Source organism: Massilimicrobiota sp. SW1139 (assembly GCF_012027715.1).
Classification (GTDB): domain Bacteria; phylum Bacillota_I; class Bacilli_A; order Erysipelotrichales; family Coprobacillaceae; genus Allocoprobacillus; species Allocoprobacillus merdigallinarum.
In genome coordinates this window covers 1-18,910 of record NZ_SJOR01000006.1, presented here as the reverse complement: position 1 = coordinate 18,910, position 18,910 = coordinate 1, and the positions used below count along the sequence as shown (strand labels likewise).

Genomic DNA, 18,910 nt, shown 5'->3' with positions numbered 1-18,910 from the left:
CTTATTTTAAATCATACCAGTTGGTTGCATAAGTTCCATCCACCTTTAATGGAACTTCCATTTGGAAGGCATTTTCCATAGCTGATTTGATGATCGTCATCATTTCATCCAATTCTTCTTTATAAACATCAAAAATCAATTCATCGTGTACCTGTAAAATCATTTGTGATTTCATTTTCTTTTCTTTCATTAAACGATCTACCTGAATCATCGCAAGTTTTAAAATATCAGCACCGCTTCCCTGAATTGGAGAATTCATCGCAAAACGTTTTGCCTGTTCACGCACCATAAAATTCTTATCATTAATAGTTGGAATATAACGTTTACGATTCAATACCGTAGATACATAACCATTTTTTTTGCAGTCTTCTACAACACGATGCATATATTGTTGAATTTCAGGATATTCTTCAAAATAGCGACGAATGAATTCTTTAGCTTCAGATAATGTCACACCGATCTGTTTAGATAAACGGAATTCTCCCATACCATAAATGATTCCAAAGTTAACGGCTTTGGCCTGACGACGCATTTGTGGAGTGACATCTTCATCTTTGACTTTGAAAACCAGTGCCGCTGTATGTGTATGGATATCTTTATTTTGATGGAAAGCGTCAATCAATGATTTCACTTGAGCCAAATGTGCTAAAATACGCAATTCAATCTGTGAATAATCAAAAGATATTAAATAATCATGACTCGCTACAAAAGCCTGTCGAATCAGTTTTCCTTCTTCCTGACGGACAGGAATATTTTGCAAGTTAGGATCAATAGATGATAAACGTCCTGTCTGTGTTAAAGCCTGATTAAAAATGGTATGAATTTTACCATCAGGAAAGACTTGTTCCTGTAATCCTTTGACATATGTAGATGATAATTTTGTCAACATACGATATTGTTGAATCAAAGGCACAATTGGATGTAAGTCTTCAATCTTTTCTAAGATATCCTGTGATGTAGAATATCCACTCTTTGTTTTTTTACCATTAGGCAAACCTAATTTATGAAATAAAATATCACCTAACTGTTTAGGAGAAGCAATATTGAATTTTTCACCAGCCAGCATATAAATATCTTCTTCAATTTCTTTAATCTGCTGATCAAAATTCTGTTCCAGTTTTTTCAAGACATCAACATCTATCTTAGCTCCAACATATTCCATTTGAGCCAAAATATAAGTCACTGGTAATTCTAGATTCTGATACAAATCATACTGTTCTTCCTGTTTTAGTTTTTCAATGGCCTGATCTTTTAAATCATAGATAGCCTTCGCTTTAGAAATGGTATGTTTGGCTAATAAATCTAATTCAGGAATATGTTTCTTTGTGTTCTTTCCAAAAACCTCTTCTTCATATTGTAAAGACGTATAACCATAATAATCTCCAATATATTTCATTTCATCTTTTAAACTTGGATTTAAGATATAAGAGGCTAATTGTAAATCAAAGTCCATACCTTTGATTTCAATACCATTCCATTTGGCTGATAAAATTTGAGCTTTGATATTATAACTGTATTTATGATAATGTTCATCTTTTAAATAGTCTAAAAACTGCTGATCTTTGAGAGCATCTTCAAAAGTAATGAAATAAGCCTGATGTGCATTATATAAAGCATATCCTAAAACAATGGATTTATGATAATTAGAATCATAAATAGCCCCTAAAACACTACTGTCTTCTTGAATCGGTGGCATTTTTTGAACAACTTCATATTGAAAATCCGTTTTTGATGTTGGACGTGATTCAACAGAAATCTTTTTCAATAATGAATTCATATCATAATGTGTATAAAAAGCCTTGAGCTTTTCAAAATCATATCCATCATAACGTGCCTGATTTAAATCCAATGTCACAGGAACATCTCTTAAAATCGTAGCTATTTTCTTAGATTGAAGTCCAATATCAATATTTTCACGAATCTTTTCACCCATTTTTCCTTTGATTTCATGCATATGTTCCTTTAAGTTTTCAATCGTTCCATACTCATGAAGCAATTTTAAAGCTGTTTTTTCACCTACACCTTTAATTCCAGGAATATTATCAGCACTATCTCCCATAAGTCCTAGAAAATCACGAATCTGATCAGGAACCAACCCATATTTTTCCTGAATCGTTTCAGGTGTATAAACATCAAGCTGAGTGACACCTTTCACAGTACGATAAACTGTTGTCTGCTTAGAGACGAGCTGAAAAGCATCTTTATCTCCTGTAAAAATAGACACGCTTAAACCTTGTTCTTCCCCTAGCCTTGATAATGTGCCAATTAAATCATCACCTTCATATCCCTCTAATTCATAATAAGGAATAGAATAAGCATCTAGAAATTCTCTGACCATTGCAAACTGACATTTTAATTCATCCGGTGTTTCTTTTCTTGTGGCTTTGTATTGTTTCAATAAATCGTTTCTAAATGTCTTTTTACCATAATCAAATGCCACAACAATATAGGCACTTTCACGTTCTAATATCTTTTGTAACATATTCGCAAAACCAAAGACTGCATTGGTTGGTATCCCATCTTTATTCACCATTAAATTTCCCATTGATGCCGTTGCATAATAAGCTTTAAATAACAATGAATTTCCATCAATCAAAATTAATTCTTCCATATCTATTCAACAACCCTTGCCTTATCCACAATCAAAGATAATTTATCTTTCATATTTACTTTTCCCTGAATAAGACAAATATTTCCTTTCTTTAACATCATTCCTATGTTTTTATAACTTGAAGCAAAGACAACACCATCCATACTACCTGTTTCATCCATTGCTTCAATAAAACACATTTCCTGACCTTTACGATCAGTAATATTTTTAACACGTTGTAACTGCACAACCACATTAACTGTCTTTTGGATATATTCATCCAAATCAGCCACATTAACATAAGCTGTCTGAATCTTTTGTTTCATCAGTTCAATAGGATGCATAGATAGATACACACCCAATACAGCTTTTTCTCTTGCGAGTTTTTCTTCCTGCTGATCTTGATAAATCGTTAAAACTGGTTTTTCATCAATCCCCAGATTTTCTTTTAAATGTCCATAATCCCTAATCGCATCCAGATTCTTTAAAATGGTTTGACGTGACATTCCAAACTCATCCAAAGCCCCTGCATCAACCAATGATTCTAACATTTTTTTAGATAAATGTGAATTTTCCATACGCATCATAAAATCATAAATATCTAAAAATAATCCTTTTTCACGTTCTTCAACAATAGCTTTATAACCCGCATATCCAACATTTTTAATGGCTAATAAAGAATAGCGAATATGCCCATCTTCCACCATAAAACGAGCCTGAGAATAATTGACTGACGGTGGTAAAATCTGGACATGATAAGCTTTACACTCCTGAATACAATGCACCTTTGTATTTTCACTTGATAATTCATTAGATAAGATCGATGCAAAAAAGTAAAGTGGATAATTGGCTTTTAAATATGCCAACTGATAAGCCACGTATCCATAAGCCACACTATGTGACTTATTAAATCCATAATCGGCAAACTTTTCAATCAGACCAAAAACTTCAATAGCTTTTTCTTGAGTGAAACCATGATCTAAACAACCTTGAATAAATTCTTCTTTCATGGACTGCATCAGCTGTGTTTCTTTTTTAGATGTTGCCTTTCTCAGTATATCAGCTTTCATAAGTGAAAAACCTGCCATTTTTTGGGCAACCTGCATCATTTGTTCCTGATAAACCATGATGCCATAAGTCGATTTTAAAATAGGTTCTAACTCCTTTAAAGGATATGTAATCTTTTCTTGATGACTGCGACGTTTTAAATAAGTCGGAATATTTTCCATAGGTCCTGGTCTAAACAAGGCTATGGCTGCTACAATATCATCAAAACAGTAAGGTTTCATCTGTCTTAACAAATGACGCATCCCATAAGATTCTAACTGAAAGACACCAAAAGTATCTGCTTTGGAAATCAGACGATATGTCTTTTCATCATCTAATGGCAATTGATTCAACGCAATAGAAACCCCTTCATTGTGTTCAATATCTTTACAAATATAATCCAGCATTGTGAGATTTTTAAGAGCTAGAAAATCCATCTTCAGAAAACCAGCTGTTTCAATATAATCTTTAGAATATTGACTCATTAATGTTGACGTTGGTCCTACAACTAATGGCACAACTTCATGTAAAGCACGTCTAGATAAAATAACTCCCGCCGCATGTGTTGATACATTACGTGGTAAATGCTCAATAATACTCGTTGCTCCAACGATTTTTTTAAGACGTGGATCTTGATTGATCAGAGATTGAAACTGCGCAGAAGTCTGATACATCTGCGTAATCGTTTTTTTGTTTTTAGGAGAAGTAGGTATCATCTTGGCAATTAATTCTAATCGTGCAAGTGGAATCCCCATGACTTTTCCCATTTCTTTGATTGCTACACGAGGTCCATAAGTATTAAAAGTGACAATCTGTGCGGCATGATCCTGACCGTATTTATCAATAACATAGCGAATCACTTCATCACGACGATCATCCTGAAAATCAATATCAATATCAGGCATAGAAACACGACCAGGATTTAAAAAACGTTCAAACAGCAAATCATAACGCAATGGATCAATATTGGTAATTCCTAAAACATAGGCAACCAGACTTCCAGCTGCACTCCCTCTTCCTGGTCCAACTTGAATTTTATGCACTTTTGCCCAACGAACATAATCCCAGACAATTAAAAAATAATCATCAAATCCCATTTCATGAATCACATTCAATTCATATTGTAGACGTTTTTTATAAGTGACGGGAATGTCCTGATGACCAAAGCGTTTCTTTAATCCAACTTTACATAAACTTCTTAAATAATCAACAGCTTTTCCCTGATGTGGGACAGGATATGTCGGTAAATATTTTTCATGTAAAGGCACTGTTGCTTTACATGTCACTAACACTTTTCTTGTTTCTTCAATAATCTCTGATGAAAATAACTGTTCCATTTCAGCTTCACTTTTTAAATATTTTTCTTGCGTCAATGGCTCATATTGGGTATCTAAGACCGTTCCACTTAAAGAAGCCTGCATCAAATCAACAGCCAAAGCATCCTGTTTTTTTAAATAGCGCACTTCATTAGAACAAATCACTTTGACTTTGACATAACGAGCCAAAGATATGATTCTTTGATTGCGTTGTTCCTGAAATTTTAAATAATGATTTTGTAACATGACATAATAATGATCATGAAAAAGTTCTTGAAATAAACGCATATATTTAATGGCTTCATCTTCCATTTCCTTTGCAACATGACGTTCAATAATGCCATCTTCCAAACCAGAAATGATATAAAGATGTTCATGATACAACGCCAGTTTATTTAAGGCAATGGCACGATCTTGACTTAAGTTAATCTCACAGCAGATTTGAACCAGATCAAAATAGCCCTGATCATCAATAGCCAAAAGAATAAATGGATAAATATTCCCATCAATCAAGACACTGGCTTCCATGCCCAAAATAGGTTTAATATTATTTTTTAAGCATGTTTCACTAAATTCTATTGTCGCAAACATATTATTTTTATCTGTTAAGGCTAAGGCATCTAAATGTTTCTCTTTTGCAGCCATAACCAAATCTTCAATTAAAATTGTACTTTGCTGAAAACTATAACCACTATAAATCTGCAAATGACCAAACATCATAACCGCCTCCTTTATGCTACATTATAACAAAAAAAATCATTATAAGATACAATGAAACGAGAAAAGAATTAACATAATCGCAATATACAGACAAAACACAACATAAATCAAATCTAAAAAATAAAAACTTTCAATACTTAAAACCCATAAACGATAAAAATATAAACCAATTAAATAAAAATGATATTGAAGTTGTATAACTTTAAACCATCTTTGATTAATTATAATAATGATACTCAACAAAACAGCTAAAAAATGAAATGGAATCATCCATTGAAAACATACCAGTTGTAATATTAAAAGAATTCCACATAACAGTTGCATTTTTTTCATTCTACGTATCATCATAGACATCACCTAATCTATCATATGTAGACAACAACTAAAAAAGACAAAAAAAGTAGAACATTGTTTTGTTCTACTGAGCTTGTTTTAATGCTTTTGCAAGCTGATCTGGACAAGATGTCGATTTGGCACCACAGCGAATACCTTCTAATCTGGTAATAGCTTCTTCTTTACTCATCCCTTCAACAAGTCTGGCTACCCCCTGTGTATTTCCTGAACAGCCACCAATAAATTTTACATGTGTCACTTTACCATCTTCAATATCAAAATCAATACGTGATGAACATGTTCCTTTGGTTTTATAACTTTGCATACTTTTCCTCCTATTTCAATCTTGATTTTTCTATTACATAAATATTTTCATTATCTTTTAAACCATCTGACATTCTGATTTGACCATCTTCTAATAGCCAGATCGCTTCTACACCATCCAATGAATTAATCAGCTTCAATCCATCTTCATAACTCATCAAGAAAACAGCTGAACTCAAGAAATCAGCCAAGCCACTATCTTCAGTAATGATACTGACACTTCTAAAATAAACAGCTGGATATAAAGTATCTGGATCAATCAAATGATGATATCTGATACCATTATCATCCTGATAGAATCTTTGATAGTCTCCACTTGTGACAATTGATTCTCCTTGAACAACTAAAACAGCTTCATTTTCACTGTCAGGATCATCCACACTTGCTGAATAATTACCATCTTGAGGTGATTCAATACCGACGCAGAATTTATCGGCACATTCATCAAGATAAAAATCTCCTTCTTTTTGAATTTTTCTTTGACCATGGCTGGCCACATTGCCACCACCACTCAATAAGAAATTATCAACACCTTTTTCAATCAATCCATCTTTAATCAATTCAATCGCATAACCCTTAGCAGTGGCCCCTACATCAATTGAAACTTCAGGATCATCAATATAGACAGTCTTTTGCTTTTCATCAATTTGAATACTATCAATACTTGTATGTAAATTAGCTTTTTCTAATTCTTCGCTATCTGGCACTTCACCAACACCACCATTAGCTTCAGCCTTATCACGGTAATCATGCCAAATATTAATGACACTTCCAAAAGCGACATTCACTTTAGAAGAAATGGTTTTATTTCTTTCAATACTTAGTGTCAATAAATCAATTAACGGCTGATCAACCGCAATAGCCTTTTGACCTGCATTATCATTAATTGTTTTGAGATTATTCATATTATCATATGTATTATACTTATCAAACAAATGATCATAATAATTCAACTGTTCTTCAATATAATCACATTGTTCATTAAATTCTTCTTCATTATTGGCATAAGACATATAAGTCGTAATGGTATCAAATGGTCCCGTAAAATGATGACTCATTAATTCATATTTTTTTTCACATCCAACGACCAAACTCATCATTGATAAAGCCAATAAGCTTAATATTCCTTTTTTCAATTTCATCACCAGTGTTCATTATAGCAATAAACATAAAAAAAAACCATGAATTTTTCATGGTTTTCATCATTTTTTATTGAGCGTTAGCAAATGCTTCAGCTACTGCTTCTAAGAATGCTCCAATATCCATTGTACATCCAGCTGCTAAATCAGAACCAGATTTTGGTACTGAAGTATGTTCTTCATCACGTTTTTCTGTTTCAGTTGCAGCAACTTCATCAGCTGTTTTTCCAACAACATATTTTTCAAATGTAGCAGCTTGTTCATACCATTCTGCTCCACCTTCGATGTTACCAATTTGAGCTGAAGTAGATTTCATTCCGTAATCTGATTGTAATTCTTTTTTAGATTTAGATTCATCTTTTCCATTTGGATTTTGAGAAACATCTACATAAGCCCATACAGCTTTTCCGTCAGCATCTAATGCAACTGCAGCAGTTGTTGTATTTTTTTGTTCTCCATCCCAGCTAACAACTTCACCAGAACCAATTTTTGCAGCATTAACTTCTGTCATATTTTGACCAGCTTTTGCTACAGCTTCTTTAAATGCACCAATATCCATTGTACATCCAGTAGCTAAATCAGAACCAGATTTTGGTACTGAAGTATGTTCTTCATCACGTTGTTCTGTTTCAATTGCAGCAACTTCGTCTAAAGTTTTACCTTTACAGAATTCTTCAAATTTAGCAATTTGTTGATACCATTCTGCACCACCTTCAATTTTACCCATTTGAGCTGAAGTAGATTTCATTCCATAGTCTTCTTTTAATTCTTTTTTAGTTTTAGTTTCGTCTTTTCCATTAGGAGTTTGGATAACATCTACATCAATGTAATTAATTTTACCTTCAGCATCCAATCCCACTGTTGCCATAGTTGTACTTGTTGTATCACCAGGTTCAATAATCATACCAAATCCAGCTTTTGCATATTTTGCACCTTCAGCAGCTCCTCCAGTTGATTCTCCTTTTTTACCGCATCCAACTAAAACAGTAGCCACTAAAGCAGATGCAGCTAAAACTTTTAATAATTTGTTCATAAAAAAATTTCTCCTTCCCATTCCTTTTTTGAACTATATATATTATATCTTGAAAGCGTTTATATATCAAGTTTTTTTCGCTGTTTTCCCACTTATTTTTAGGTTCAAAACAAATAGAAAATACAAATTATTTTGAATTCATCAATGATTTTGTGAAAAAATTCATAAGAAAAAAGAATAAATTTCTAGAATTTATTCTCGTTTTCCTGAATACATTTTTCAACTCTTGATTGTACCATACTTGCAACTTCTGTACTGCTCATATCTTTATATTCATCATAGTAGATAGGTGGTAAATAATGAATCTGAGCATTTACCTTTTCAATAGAGTTATTATCAAACACCTTATAACAATCAATTAATGCGACTGGCACAATTGGTTTTTTTGCATCCATAACAGATTTAAAAGTTCCACCTTTAAATTCAAGCATTTTGTTTTGTTGACGACATCTTGTTCCCTCAGGGAAGATGACATAGCTTGTTCCTTCTTTCATTTCTTTAGAAGCCTGTCTAATGACTTTGACTGAAGCGCGAATATTTTCACGATCAATGGCTAAAGCATCAACCATATGTAATACATTTTTTAATACAAAGACATGCATTAATTCTTTTTTCACAATGAATTTAAAAGGTTTATCATGTGTTCCAAATAAAATCAAGGCATCAAATAATCCCTGATGATTAGGAGCCATTAAATAACCCTGTTCTTCAGGTAAATTCTCTTTACCATAACAATGAATCTGAACTCTTGATTTTTGATTGACTTTTCTAACCAATTCTTGAATAAAATAGAATCTTTGTGCAAAACTGATGTTCTCTTTATTTTTATTATAACGATGAATAGTTAATAACCAGCCAGGTATTCTGTATAATAATCTAAAGATTAAAAATATAATTCTTTTCATTAGGCACCTCTTTGATAAATTTCCAAATCAAATGTTTCAAATGGTTTGACTTCCTTTAAAACAAAACCATAGCCATCAAAATCCGGAAAATAAGTTTCTCCATCATGTGTTCCTTTTATTCTAGAAATCAACAATTGGTCAACATAAGGTAAAGACTGCTTATAGATGGAAGCCCCACCAGAAATAAATAAATCTTTTCCACTCTCTTTATATTCCTGAATCACTTCTTCTAATGATGTTCTCACTTCTACACGATCATCTTCAAATGGTTCAAAGCTCACAACAATAGTATGACGATGAGGTAGTGGTCTACCAATAGCCTGATATGTTGTATAACCCATTAAAATAGTCTGATGAATGGTTGTTTCTTTAAAATGCTTTAAATCTTCTTTGTTGTTCCATGGCATTCCATTTGATGAATCCTTCTTTCCAATCAAACGATTATCATCCATAGCCACAATAATACTAATCATTAGACACTCACCTTCCCATATAATCTTCCATGACTTTGATAATTTTCAATATGTATATCATCAATTGTAAAATCAAATAAAGACTTCACTTCAGGATTTAACTTTAATTGACATAATGGAAGTGGTGCTCTAGAAATTTGTTCTTTCACAACATCAAAATGATTTTTATAAATATGGGCATCCCCAATGGTATGAATAAATTCTTTGGCTTCATATCCACACACCTGTGCTAGCATAGCTGTCATTAAAGCATAAGATGCAATATTAAAAGGAACACCTAAAAATGTATCAGCACTTCTTTGATATAACTGACAAGATAAATATTTGCGATCAGCTGACACATAAAACTGTAAAAAAGCATGACATGGTGGTAAAGCCATCTGATCAACTTCTACAGGATTCCATGCACTGACAATATGTCTTCTTGAAAAAGGATTGTTTTTTAAAGAATCAATTAAATTCTGTAATTGATCAATACCTTGTTCATTAAAATTACGCCATTGTCTTCCATAAACAGGTCCTAGTTCTCCATATTTCACAACAAATGGATCATCAGCAGGCAGTTCTTTTATTTTCGCAACAAATTCTTCTAAACTTTCACCATGAAAATCTTTGGATTTCTTAAAATTTTCATAAGGCCATTCATTCCATATTTTGACATTTCTATCAACTAAATACTTAATGTTTGTATCTCCCTTAATAAACCATAAAAGCTCTTCTGCAATAGGTCTTAAAAACATCTTTTTCGTTGTCATCAAAGGAAAACCCTCACGTAAATCATAACGTGTCTGATAACCAAAAACACTACGTGTTCCCGTTCCAGTACGATCATCACGATCTTCCCCATGTTCTAATATATAACGACACATATCTAAATATTGTTTCACATTTTTCACCTCTTGCTTATTATAGCGAATAAAGAAACAAAAGTCATTATTTTTGTATTGTATAAATAGAAATGATATTGAGAAAGTCTATTATTTTTAACCAGACTTCAATATATAGTTTATTGCACGAAAAATTCTTTTATACGCATATAGTCTTGGTATCTTTTATAAAACATTTTTTGTAAGCATATATAAAAGTAGACTCATTAATATCAATGCTCATAAAAAAAGAGATACTCAAATATATTGAAAATCTCATTTTTAAATCGTATGTGATTATTTAATCATCGTCGTCATCGTCATCATCATGGTGTGAACATTGTATACGATAGCGCTCCATCATTTCTTTAAATATTTCCCCATTTGATGGTGGTGTATACGTTACAGCATTCGCTCCTGCTGCAATGACTTCTCTAATCGTTTCTTCATTTGGTCCACCTGTTGCGATAATTGGAAAATCTCGATCAATCTTACGTAATGCTTTAATAATTTCTACTGTCTTTTTACCACCTGATACATTAATGATACTTGCTCCTGAATGTAACATTCTTTCTTCTAATGGTTCATCAGTAGAAACAACTGTTAAAACAATAGGAATATCAATAATCTGAGATAGCTCCTGTACAAATTTTGTCTTAGTCGGTGCATTTAAAACAACAGCTGTAGCCCCATGTAATTCAGCATCTAAAGCGATTTTATTCACTCTTGGTCCTGATGTTGTTCCTCCACCCACTCCAGCAAAAACAGGTTTTTGTGCCACTTCAATAATAGCATTTGTAATCTGCATTGTAGGGGTAAATGGATAAACAGCTATCACGGCATCAGCATTGCAATTTGAAATAACTGCCACATCAGTAGAAAACACTAAAGATTTAATCCTTTTCCCATTAATTGTGATTCCCGATACATCATATATACATTGAGGAACTTTGACAATGTGTCTTAACTTAGAATCAACAGTAGGTGTTATTTTTTCCATGCATCATCACCTCTATATTATTATATATTATATTTATGAATTCACTGTGAAGAAATGAAATAAAGCTCCTAATAAATTAGCTTCATTTTGATATTGACATGTGAAAACGGTTGGACGAACTTTCGCATGTGTAAAAGTCTTAAAGATTACATCTAAACGTTGATTCACTTCATCAAGTAAATCACTTCTTGCACTAATACCGCCACCAATGACTATTTTTTGAGGGTCATAGGCATATTGTAAATTATAAATACCATTAGCTAAAACATAATAATATTGATCAACATATTTTTCATAAATAGGATCATCATGATAATGATCAAAGATGTCCTGACCATTTAATGAGGAAGCATCAATTCCTTTTGCTTTTGCGACATTTTTCACAACAGCAACTGTTGATCCCATTTCAGACCATGTATGCATTTCATGCGTATCAAAGTCAAATTGAGCAATCATATAACCAAACTCTCCACCATGTAAATGTACCCCTTTGTGAATACGGCGATTTTTGACAACAGCACCACCAATACCCGTTCCACTGACAATAAAGCAACAATCATCCACATCACTGGCAGCCCCTTTCCAGACTTCAGCCAATGCTGCACAATTGGCATCATTTTCCATTTCGACACGAACATGTAAACGACTTTCTAAATCTTCTTTAATATGTGGTCCATGAATATAATCAATAGCACTAGAACCTCCAATAATTCCCTTTTCACTATCTACCGCACCTGGCATACTTAAAGCAACACCTTCTAAATTATCTTCATGAAAGAAAGCATCAACGATAACCTGGTACATCTCTTCTATTGTTGGAGGAACTTTGACTTTCTTTGTTTCATAAATTGTTCCTTCTTCATCTAATATCCCCATTTTAATGGCTGTCCCACCAACATCTACACATAAATATTTTTTCATTTCATTCACCTTTCTTATTCTTTTTACACTTTATTATACCATTAAATAAACTTCCCTGTGAATAACCAAACCAGAAATATCTTTACAGAAACGATAAAACGATAAAATTATCATATCCTATTTATTTGATAAATGACATCTCGATTCTAAACTTAAATCTTTCATTGATATAGATCAAACTATAGTCATGATTCATCTCACAACTACATCATTTCAATGATACCTCATATCAATTTTCCTAACATTTTTATCTTCATTTCGAAATCCCCAATTCCTTATGAAAATATTGAAGAGTAGAATATTTATATTTTCTATCAAATTGTTTGATATGTAATGGTATATAACCATTAACATGTTCTACATAATCATGTATATATTTTTCTAAATGATGGTGAATATGATCTTCTTGTCTTTTGAATTCTTGATATTCATCAGTATCAATAGTAGAATTTTCTCCAATATAATCATCTTTTGAAACAATAACAAGTTTAGAGAAATCTAATCCTGATTGATGCTTTTTACTTCTATTAGAAAATTTAAACTTATACCCATTATTATGTTTCATTTCTGTTCTAAATGGTACACATACATAACAATCTGCTAAATAATCTATCTCAAATAAAACAACATCATAACTTCTTCCTTCTTTTGTTAAAATTTCTTTATATTGATTATGAGGATAATCTTTATAAAATTGCTTACTCAATTTCTTTATTTCATAATCATACATTTTGAATATCCTCCTTTTTCTAAAAAAATAAGAGGAACCTGTTACAGATTCCTCTATCTTGCATCCTTGAGCCATTTTTTATTTTACCGATGTGTCTTTGCTCTCACACATCATCATCGTTCGGTCATTTTTTATTTTACCGACGAGTCAGAACCGTCACTCGTCATCATAGGATGCCTTGAGATTGAACATCTCATTATTAATATGCACCAAATATGCATTTAATAACAATATAAGTGAAAGTTTCCTTTCACTTATATTATACTCATTCAAATAAAAAAGTCTACAATTTTCAATGTTAAAATTAGCCAGAGTAGAAATGATAAAGAAAAGAATTATAGCTTATCAATGACTATAATTCTTTTAATTTCAATATTATTTTTGAACATATCTCTTCTAATGTTCCATCATTATCAACATGATAATCACAGGCTTTTAAATAAAGAGGATGTCTTTTTTGATAGAGCTCATAAAGTCTTTGAGCCCCATCTTTCAATAAAGGACGTGACGAAGTGTCTATATCTTCTAATATCAAGGGGATGGGTCTATCAACATAGATAATATAACCATTTTGACGAAGCGCCTTGATATTATCGCATCTTTCAATGACACCTCCACCCGTTGAAATAATCATGTTTTCCATTTTAGAAACATCCAAACAACATTCTGTTTCTTTTTGTCTAAAATAATCTTCAGATATATCAAACATTTCAGAAATACGCATCTGATATTTATCTTCAATATATATATCCATATCAATCCAATTCATTTTTAACTGATCTTTTAACAAACGTGCAATTGTCGTTTTTCCACATCCCATCATACCAATCAAGATAATATTTTTTTTACTTTTTAACATAATTTCCTAATACTCTCATTGTCTTGGTATGAGCTTTCATATCTTCTAAAGCCTGTATCATCGCCACATCTTTTAAACTTCCTTCTAAATCCACATAGAAATAATATTCCCATGGTGTTTCTAATAATGGGCGTGATTCAATACGCAACATATTAATCGCATAATCATAAATAATCTTCATGATCTGATATAATGCGCCGACTTGATGTGGTAAGGTAAAAACAATACTGATGCATGAAGCATCTTCTACAACTTCTAATTGTTTCCCAAAAATAATAAAACGAGTGGCATTGTTTTGAATATTTTGAATATTATCCTGAAGAATATCTAAATCATATAATTGAGCTGCCTGAGAAGAGGCAATAGCTCCAATATGAGGATTCTGTAATGTTGAGACATACTTGGCTGCCATCGCTGTATTTTCATATTCGTGAGGCTGAATATGATGTTTTTCTAAAAACAGAGATGTCTGTAATAAACCTTGAGGATGCGAATAAACCTCTTGAATATCTTCAAGCTTAGCCCCTTTGATGCCTAATAAATGTTGTGAAACAGAAAGGCTCTGTTCACCAACAATATAAAATTCATAATCTCTAATCGCATCATAATTATCATTAATAGCTCCAGTAGATGAATTTTCTAAAGGAACAATACCATAATCTATTTCATCACGTTTTAAAGCCTCAAAAACATCTTTAAAATGCGTATATTGTTGTCTTTGGGTTTGTTTACCAAAATAAGTATCTAATGCTTTTTGTGAAAAAGAACCTGGTACACCCTGAAATCCAACTGTAATATTATTGACCTTAGGCAAAGCATAAGTCAAGGTTTGAGGATGCGGTAAAAATGTTGTCTGATATGACTTTGAAATATTCATCATAGATGTAAGAAACAGTTTTGCATAAGAATGAAGATCTTCTGACTGGATACGTGAAACATTGTTTTGAATGACCTGAGCTTCGCGTTCACTTTGGAAAATCTCCATATGATGAGCCATCTTATACGTCACAACATCTTTTGCTACTTTCATTCTTCGTTCAAATAAAGCCATCATCTGTTCATCTATTTCATCAATTTCCTGACGACATTGTTTTAAATCCTTCATAATTATCCCAGCATATCCAAAATACCTAAAGCAGCCATGGATTCAACAACGACCACTGCTCTTGGTACAATACATGGATCATGTCTTCCTTTCACTTGAATTTGTGTATTTGTTTGTGTTTGTACATTTACTGTTTCCTGTATTTGTGAAATAGATGGTGTTGGTTTGATACCAACCTGAAAAACAATCGGCATTCCATTTGTGATACCTCCCGTGACTCCACCATTATGATTGGTTTTTGTTTTCACTTGTCCCTCTTGATAATAGTAAGCATCATTCGCTTCATGACCATACATTTCAGTGATATTTCTTTGACCAAAGCTGACACTTTTCACCGCTGGTATACTAAAGAGTAATGGCGATAAATGAGATTCAATAGAATCAAAGAATGGATTGCCTATTCCTGCTGGAACATTTATAATCGCACATTCAACAATTCCCCCAACTGAATCCTGTTGAAGTCGTGCAGATTCAATGACTTCCTGCATTTGCAAAAAAACATCTTCATCAAGAGTGGGATACATTTTTGATGATAATTGTTCTAATAATGTTTCATCAATATCTACTGGAAAAGGTTGATCTTGAATATGATGAATACTTTGAATATGTGCCCCAACAATAATTCCTTTTTCTTTTAAAATTTGTCTGGCAATACTTCCAGCAAAAACAAGGGGAGCCGTCAGACGTCCTGAAAAATGTCCACCACCACGCACATCATTGAAACCATGATATTTCATATAGGCTGGATAATCACTATGTCCTGGACGCATGCAGGCTTTTAGCTCACTATAATCTTTAGAATGCTGATTCTGATTATAAATCATGGCACATAAAGGCGCACCTGTTGTGACTCCATCTACAAGTCCACTGACAATGTGTACCTCATCTTTTTCCTGTCGAGGTGTTGACATTTTATTTTGTCCCGGTGCACGACGTTTCATATACCAGCGAATCTGTTCCATATCCAAGCGAATACCTGCTGGCAAGTTCCCTATCACAATACCAATGGCTTCTCCATGACTTTCACCAAAAAGTGACAATTCAATATGACTACCCCAATTCGCACTCATGAAAGTCACCTCCTAACGACTGAAAATCCTGCCAGAAATCTGGATAAGACTTGTCCACACATTGTTCATCATCAATGACAACAGGCTGATCACACACACTGGAAGCGATAGCTTCCATCATCGCCATACGATGATCATGATAAGATGAAACATGTCCACCCTGTAATGAAGCAACGCCTTGAATTTCCATAGCGTCTTCAAATTCCTTAGCTTGTCCTCCCAGTTGATTAATCACTTCGACTGTTGCTTTGAGACGATCACATTCTTTGATACGTAAACGACTGATGTTTTCAATTCTAGAAGCCCCTTCACTAACAGCACAAGCTAAAGCCATCACGGGAATAATATCTGGACATTGTGACCCATCAATTGTGATTGCATACATCTTTTGACAAGACATCCTGTCTCCTTGAGCTGTTCTTTCAAATTGACACCCCATTTGTTTCAACAGTTCAATGACAACCTTATCACCCTGATAAGAATCAATATTCAAATCTTGAAGAAGCACATCATTATGCAAAGCTCCTGCTACTAGATAAAAGGCTGCCTGAGAAAAATCAGCTTCAACACGATAATCACATGCCTGATATTGTTGTCCTCCACGAATGATAAACTCACGATAATCATGATTTTCAATGTGAATACCGTATTTTTCTAACATTTGTAATGTGAGATCGACATAACCTTTTGACTGCATTGGAGAAGTGATCACAATACGTGAATCTTCATCCATTAATGGTAATGCAAACAATAAACCACTTAAAAACTGTGATGATACATCACCTGGTATTTCAAATTCTCCTCCATGCATTCTTCCTCTGATATATAAATCTAAAACATTTTCTCTATATAAATAAGATATCCCCTGTTGTTCAAAAATATCATAATAAACCTGCATTGGTCTTTTCCCCAGTCTTCCTTCACCTATATAATGCAGATTACTTTCACAGACAAGTGAAATAGGAATCATAAATCTTAAAGTTGATCCTGATTCAAAACAATTGATTTCACATTGATTTCTCATAAAAGTTGTTGTTCCATCAATTTCTAAATAATCATCATATTCAAAAATCATTGTTCCTAAGCTTTTCATAGCCCCAATAGTTGCACGAATATCTTGAGAATATTCTATATTGGTAATGACACTTCTACCACGTGATAATGATGCACATATAATAGCACGGTGTGCCAGGCTCTTTGATGGTGGAACACAGACTGTCCCTGATAATTGTTTAGGTGTTATACTGATTGCCATATTAGACCTCCCTACTTTCATCTATAAATGATAAATCACTTGGATAAATAAAGCAATCTCCAATCTCCTTTAATAAAACAAAAGATAGTTTCTGATTGATATTCTTTTTATCTAAAGCCATAGCTTTTTTTAATTCTTCAGTAGGAATATGAGCTACTGATGGTAAATGATATAAGTCTAATGCTTTTTGAATTTGATCCGCTGTTCCTTTTTGGGTTAATCCTTTCTTTTCAGCAATAAGGCTAAGTTGAACCATTCCAATACTAATAGCTTCCCCATGTGAATATTTTTCATAATGATAATACTGTTCAATAGCATGACCTAATGTATGACCAAAATTAAGAGCTAAGCGATCTCCAAAATCTAATAAATCTTTTTCCACAACAATACGTTTTAAATCAACACAACGATAAATAATTTCATCAATATCCTGATATAGATCATCAAAAGATGTATAGGAAAGCAATTGTTGAAAGAGTGATTGATCAAAAATACAACCATATTTAATCACTTCACCCATACCATCATTGATATATCTTTGATCAAGTGTCTTTAATGTCAGTGGATCAATAAAGACAGCCCCAGGATGTTTAAAAGCACCAACCAGATTCTTACCCTCAGGTAAATCAACAGCGACTTTCCCACCGACACTGGAATCAACTTGAGATAAAAGTGATGTTGGAATCTGAATGAATTGCACACCTCTTAAAAATGTACTGGCAACAAAACCAGCTAAATCACCAATCACACCGCCACCTAATGCGATAATAGCATCACTTCTTGTTAAATGAAAAGCAAGTAACTGATGATAAATATCTGGTAAAATATCAAATCTTTTTGACTGTTCTCCATGAGGAATAACAACTTGACCTACACGATAACACTGACTGAGTTGTTGTGTGAGTTTTTGACCATAATGTGAATAAACCTGATCATCAGAAATTATCATGACTTGCTTCCCTTTACATAATGGCTCGATATATTCTAGAATATGATCCAACAATCCCTGTTTGATATATATCTTGTAACTGTCTTTTCCTAAATTGACTTTTAAATCCATCTTTTCACTCCTAAATTTCTTTTCCAACAATATGGGCAATTTCTCCAACCTGTTTCAATAATTCTGTATATTTCTCTGGTTTTAATGACTGTGGTCCATCACATAAAGCATGTTCTGGATCATTATGCACTTCTATCATCAATCCATCACATCCCGCTGCAACT

17 protein-coding genes and 1 pseudogene are annotated in these 18,910 nt (G+C 33.0%); all 18 read right to left on the bottom strand.

The annotated features are described in order from the left end of the window. Window position 1: 1 nt before the first annotated feature. Window positions 2–2,611, bottom strand: a complete 2,610-nt coding sequence (polA, locus tag E0K96_RS04940; protein ID WP_168081626.1) for a DNA polymerase I — start codon at window positions 2,609–2,611, stop codon at window positions 2–4. Window positions 2,612–2,613: 2 nt separating this feature from the next. After that, on the bottom strand, window positions 2,614–5,673 hold the full coding sequence (dnaE, locus tag E0K96_RS04935; RefSeq protein WP_240924441.1) for a DNA polymerase III subunit alpha: 3,060 nt from the start codon (window positions 5,671–5,673) through the stop codon (window positions 2,614–2,616). A gap of 39 nt (window positions 5,674–5,712) precedes the next feature. Next, a complete protein-coding gene (locus tag E0K96_RS04930) occupies window positions 5,713–6,021 on the bottom strand; it encodes a hypothetical protein (protein ID WP_087243346.1) in 309 nt (102 codons plus the stop codon). Between the two features lie 70 nt (window positions 6,022–6,091). Further along, entirely contained in the window at window positions 6,092–6,331 is a 240-nt protein-coding gene (locus E0K96_RS04925; RefSeq protein WP_087936163.1) for a TIGR03905 family TSCPD domain-containing protein, read from the bottom strand. Between the two features lie 10 nt (window positions 6,332–6,341). Beyond that, entirely contained in the window at window positions 6,342–7,466 is a 1,125-nt protein-coding gene (locus E0K96_RS04920; protein WP_370519876.1) for an FAD:protein FMN transferase, read from the bottom strand. Window positions 7,467–7,539: 73 nt separating this feature from the next. Then, entirely contained in the window at window positions 7,540–8,502 is a 963-nt protein-coding gene (locus tag E0K96_RS04915; RefSeq protein ID WP_129737488.1) for a hypothetical protein, read from the bottom strand. A gap of 185 nt (window positions 8,503–8,687) precedes the next feature. Beyond that, entirely contained in the window at window positions 8,688–9,407 is a 720-nt protein-coding gene (locus E0K96_RS04910) for a lysophospholipid acyltransferase family protein (RefSeq protein WP_168081624.1), read from the bottom strand. Beyond that, a complete protein-coding gene (locus E0K96_RS04905) occupies window positions 9,407–9,880 on the bottom strand; it encodes a dihydrofolate reductase (protein WP_129737484.1) in 474 nt (157 codons plus the stop codon). The genes E0K96_RS04910 and E0K96_RS04905 overlap by 1 nt, the downstream gene beginning before the upstream one ends. Then, on the bottom strand, window positions 9,880–10,767 hold the full coding sequence (thyA, locus tag E0K96_RS04900; RefSeq protein ID WP_168081622.1) for a thymidylate synthase: 888 nt from the start codon (window positions 10,765–10,767) through the stop codon (window positions 9,880–9,882). Before thyA ends, E0K96_RS04905 begins: the two co-directional genes overlap by 1 nt. Before the next feature lie 280 nt (window positions 10,768–11,047). Then, on the bottom strand, window positions 11,048–11,746 hold the full coding sequence (locus tag E0K96_RS04895; RefSeq protein WP_087243353.1) for a hydrolase: 699 nt from the start codon (window positions 11,744–11,746) through the stop codon (window positions 11,048–11,050). A 33-nt stretch (window positions 11,747–11,779) separates the two neighbouring features. After that, window positions 11,780–12,667 carry an ROK family protein gene (locus tag E0K96_RS04890; RefSeq protein ID WP_087297956.1) on the bottom strand — a complete coding sequence of 296 codons (888 nt, stop codon included), beginning with the start codon at window positions 12,665–12,667 and terminating at the stop codon, window positions 11,780–11,782. A gap of 253 nt (window positions 12,668–12,920) precedes the next feature. After that, window positions 12,921–13,397 (bottom strand): type III toxin-antitoxin system TenpIN family toxin, encoded by a 477-nt coding sequence (gene tenpIN, locus E0K96_RS04885; RefSeq protein ID WP_168081620.1) that lies wholly within the window; start codon window positions 13,395–13,397, stop codon window positions 12,921–12,923. A 352-nt stretch (window positions 13,398–13,749) separates the two neighbouring features. Beyond that, on the bottom strand, window positions 13,750–14,256 hold the full coding sequence (locus E0K96_RS04880; protein WP_168081618.1) for a shikimate kinase: 507 nt from the start codon (window positions 14,254–14,256) through the stop codon (window positions 13,750–13,752). After that, entirely contained in the window at window positions 14,243–15,361 is a 1,119-nt protein-coding gene (locus E0K96_RS04875; RefSeq protein WP_168081616.1) for a chorismate mutase, read from the bottom strand. Before E0K96_RS04875 ends, E0K96_RS04880 begins: the two co-directional genes overlap by 14 nt. Before the next feature lie 2 nt (window positions 15,362–15,363). After that, window positions 15,364–16,431: a chorismate synthase gene (gene aroC, locus E0K96_RS04870; protein WP_168081614.1), complete on the bottom strand. Its 1,068-nt coding sequence runs from the start codon at window positions 16,429–16,431 to the stop codon at window positions 15,364–15,366. Further along, window positions 16,412–17,686 carry a 3-phosphoshikimate 1-carboxyvinyltransferase gene (gene aroA / locus E0K96_RS04865; protein ID WP_168081612.1) on the bottom strand — a complete coding sequence of 425 codons (1,275 nt, stop codon included), beginning with the start codon at window positions 17,684–17,686 and terminating at the stop codon, window positions 16,412–16,414. The genes aroC and aroA overlap by 20 nt, the downstream gene beginning before the upstream one ends. 1 nt (window position 17,687) lies before the next feature. Further along, the gene (gene aroB / locus E0K96_RS04860; RefSeq protein WP_168081610.1) at window positions 17,688–18,746 is read right to left on the bottom strand and encodes a 3-dehydroquinate synthase; all 1,059 of its coding nucleotides are present in this window, start codon (window positions 18,744–18,746) and stop codon (window positions 17,688–17,690) included. Between the two features lie 10 nt (window positions 18,747–18,756). After that, window positions 18,757–18,910 (bottom strand): annotated as a pseudogene (locus tag E0K96_RS04855) (hypothetical protein); the annotation flags it as partial.

What these genes read in the sequence shown, in the direction of transcription:
- polA (WP_168081626.1), bottom strand. Translation starts at nt 2,611, where the DNA reads ATGGAAGAATTAATTTTGATTGATGGAAATTCATTGTTATTTAAAGCT.
- dnaE (WP_240924441.1), bottom strand. Translation starts at nt 5,673, where the DNA reads ATGATGTTTGGTCATTTGCAGATTTATAGTGGTTATAGTTTTCAGCAA.
- E0K96_RS04930 (WP_087243346.1), bottom strand. Translation starts at nt 6,021, where the DNA reads ATGATGATACGTAGAATGAAAAAAATGCAACTGTTATGTGGAATTCTT.
- E0K96_RS04925 (WP_087936163.1), bottom strand. Translation starts at nt 6,331, where the DNA reads ATGCAAAGTTATAAAACCAAAGGAACATGTTCATCACGTATTGATTTT.
- E0K96_RS04915 (WP_129737488.1), bottom strand. Translation starts at nt 8,502, where the DNA reads ATGAACAAATTATTAAAAGTTTTAGCTGCATCTGCTTTAGTGGCTACT.
- E0K96_RS04910 (WP_168081624.1), bottom strand. Translation starts at nt 9,407, where the DNA reads ATGAAAAGAATTATATTTTTAATCTTTAGATTATTATACAGAATACCT.
- E0K96_RS04905 (WP_129737484.1), bottom strand. Translation starts at nt 9,880, where the DNA reads ATGATTAGTATTATTGTGGCTATGGATGATAATCGTTTGATTGGAAAG.
- E0K96_RS04895 (WP_087243353.1), bottom strand. Translation starts at nt 11,746, where the DNA reads ATGGAAAAAATAACACCTACTGTTGATTCTAAGTTAAGACACATTGTC.
- E0K96_RS04890 (WP_087297956.1), bottom strand. Translation starts at nt 12,667, where the DNA reads ATGAAAAAATATTTATGTGTAGATGTTGGTGGGACAGCCATTAAAATG.
- tenpIN (WP_168081620.1), bottom strand. Translation starts at nt 13,397, where the DNA reads ATGTATGATTATGAAATAAAGAAATTGAGTAAGCAATTTTATAAAGAT.
- E0K96_RS04880 (WP_168081618.1), bottom strand. Translation starts at nt 14,256, where the DNA reads ATGTTAAAAAGTAAAAAAAATATTATCTTGATTGGTATGATGGGATGT.
- E0K96_RS04875 (WP_168081616.1), bottom strand. Translation starts at nt 15,361, where the DNA reads ATGAAGGATTTAAAACAATGTCGTCAGGAAATTGATGAAATAGATGAA.
- aroC (WP_168081614.1), bottom strand. Translation starts at nt 16,431, where the DNA reads ATGAGTGCGAATTGGGGTAGTCATATTGAATTGTCACTTTTTGGTGAA.
- aroA (WP_168081612.1), bottom strand. Translation starts at nt 17,686, where the DNA reads ATGGCAATCAGTATAACACCTAAACAATTATCAGGGACAGTCTGTGTT.
- aroB (WP_168081610.1), bottom strand. Translation starts at nt 18,746, where the DNA reads ATGGATTTAAAAGTCAATTTAGGAAAAGACAGTTACAAGATATATATC.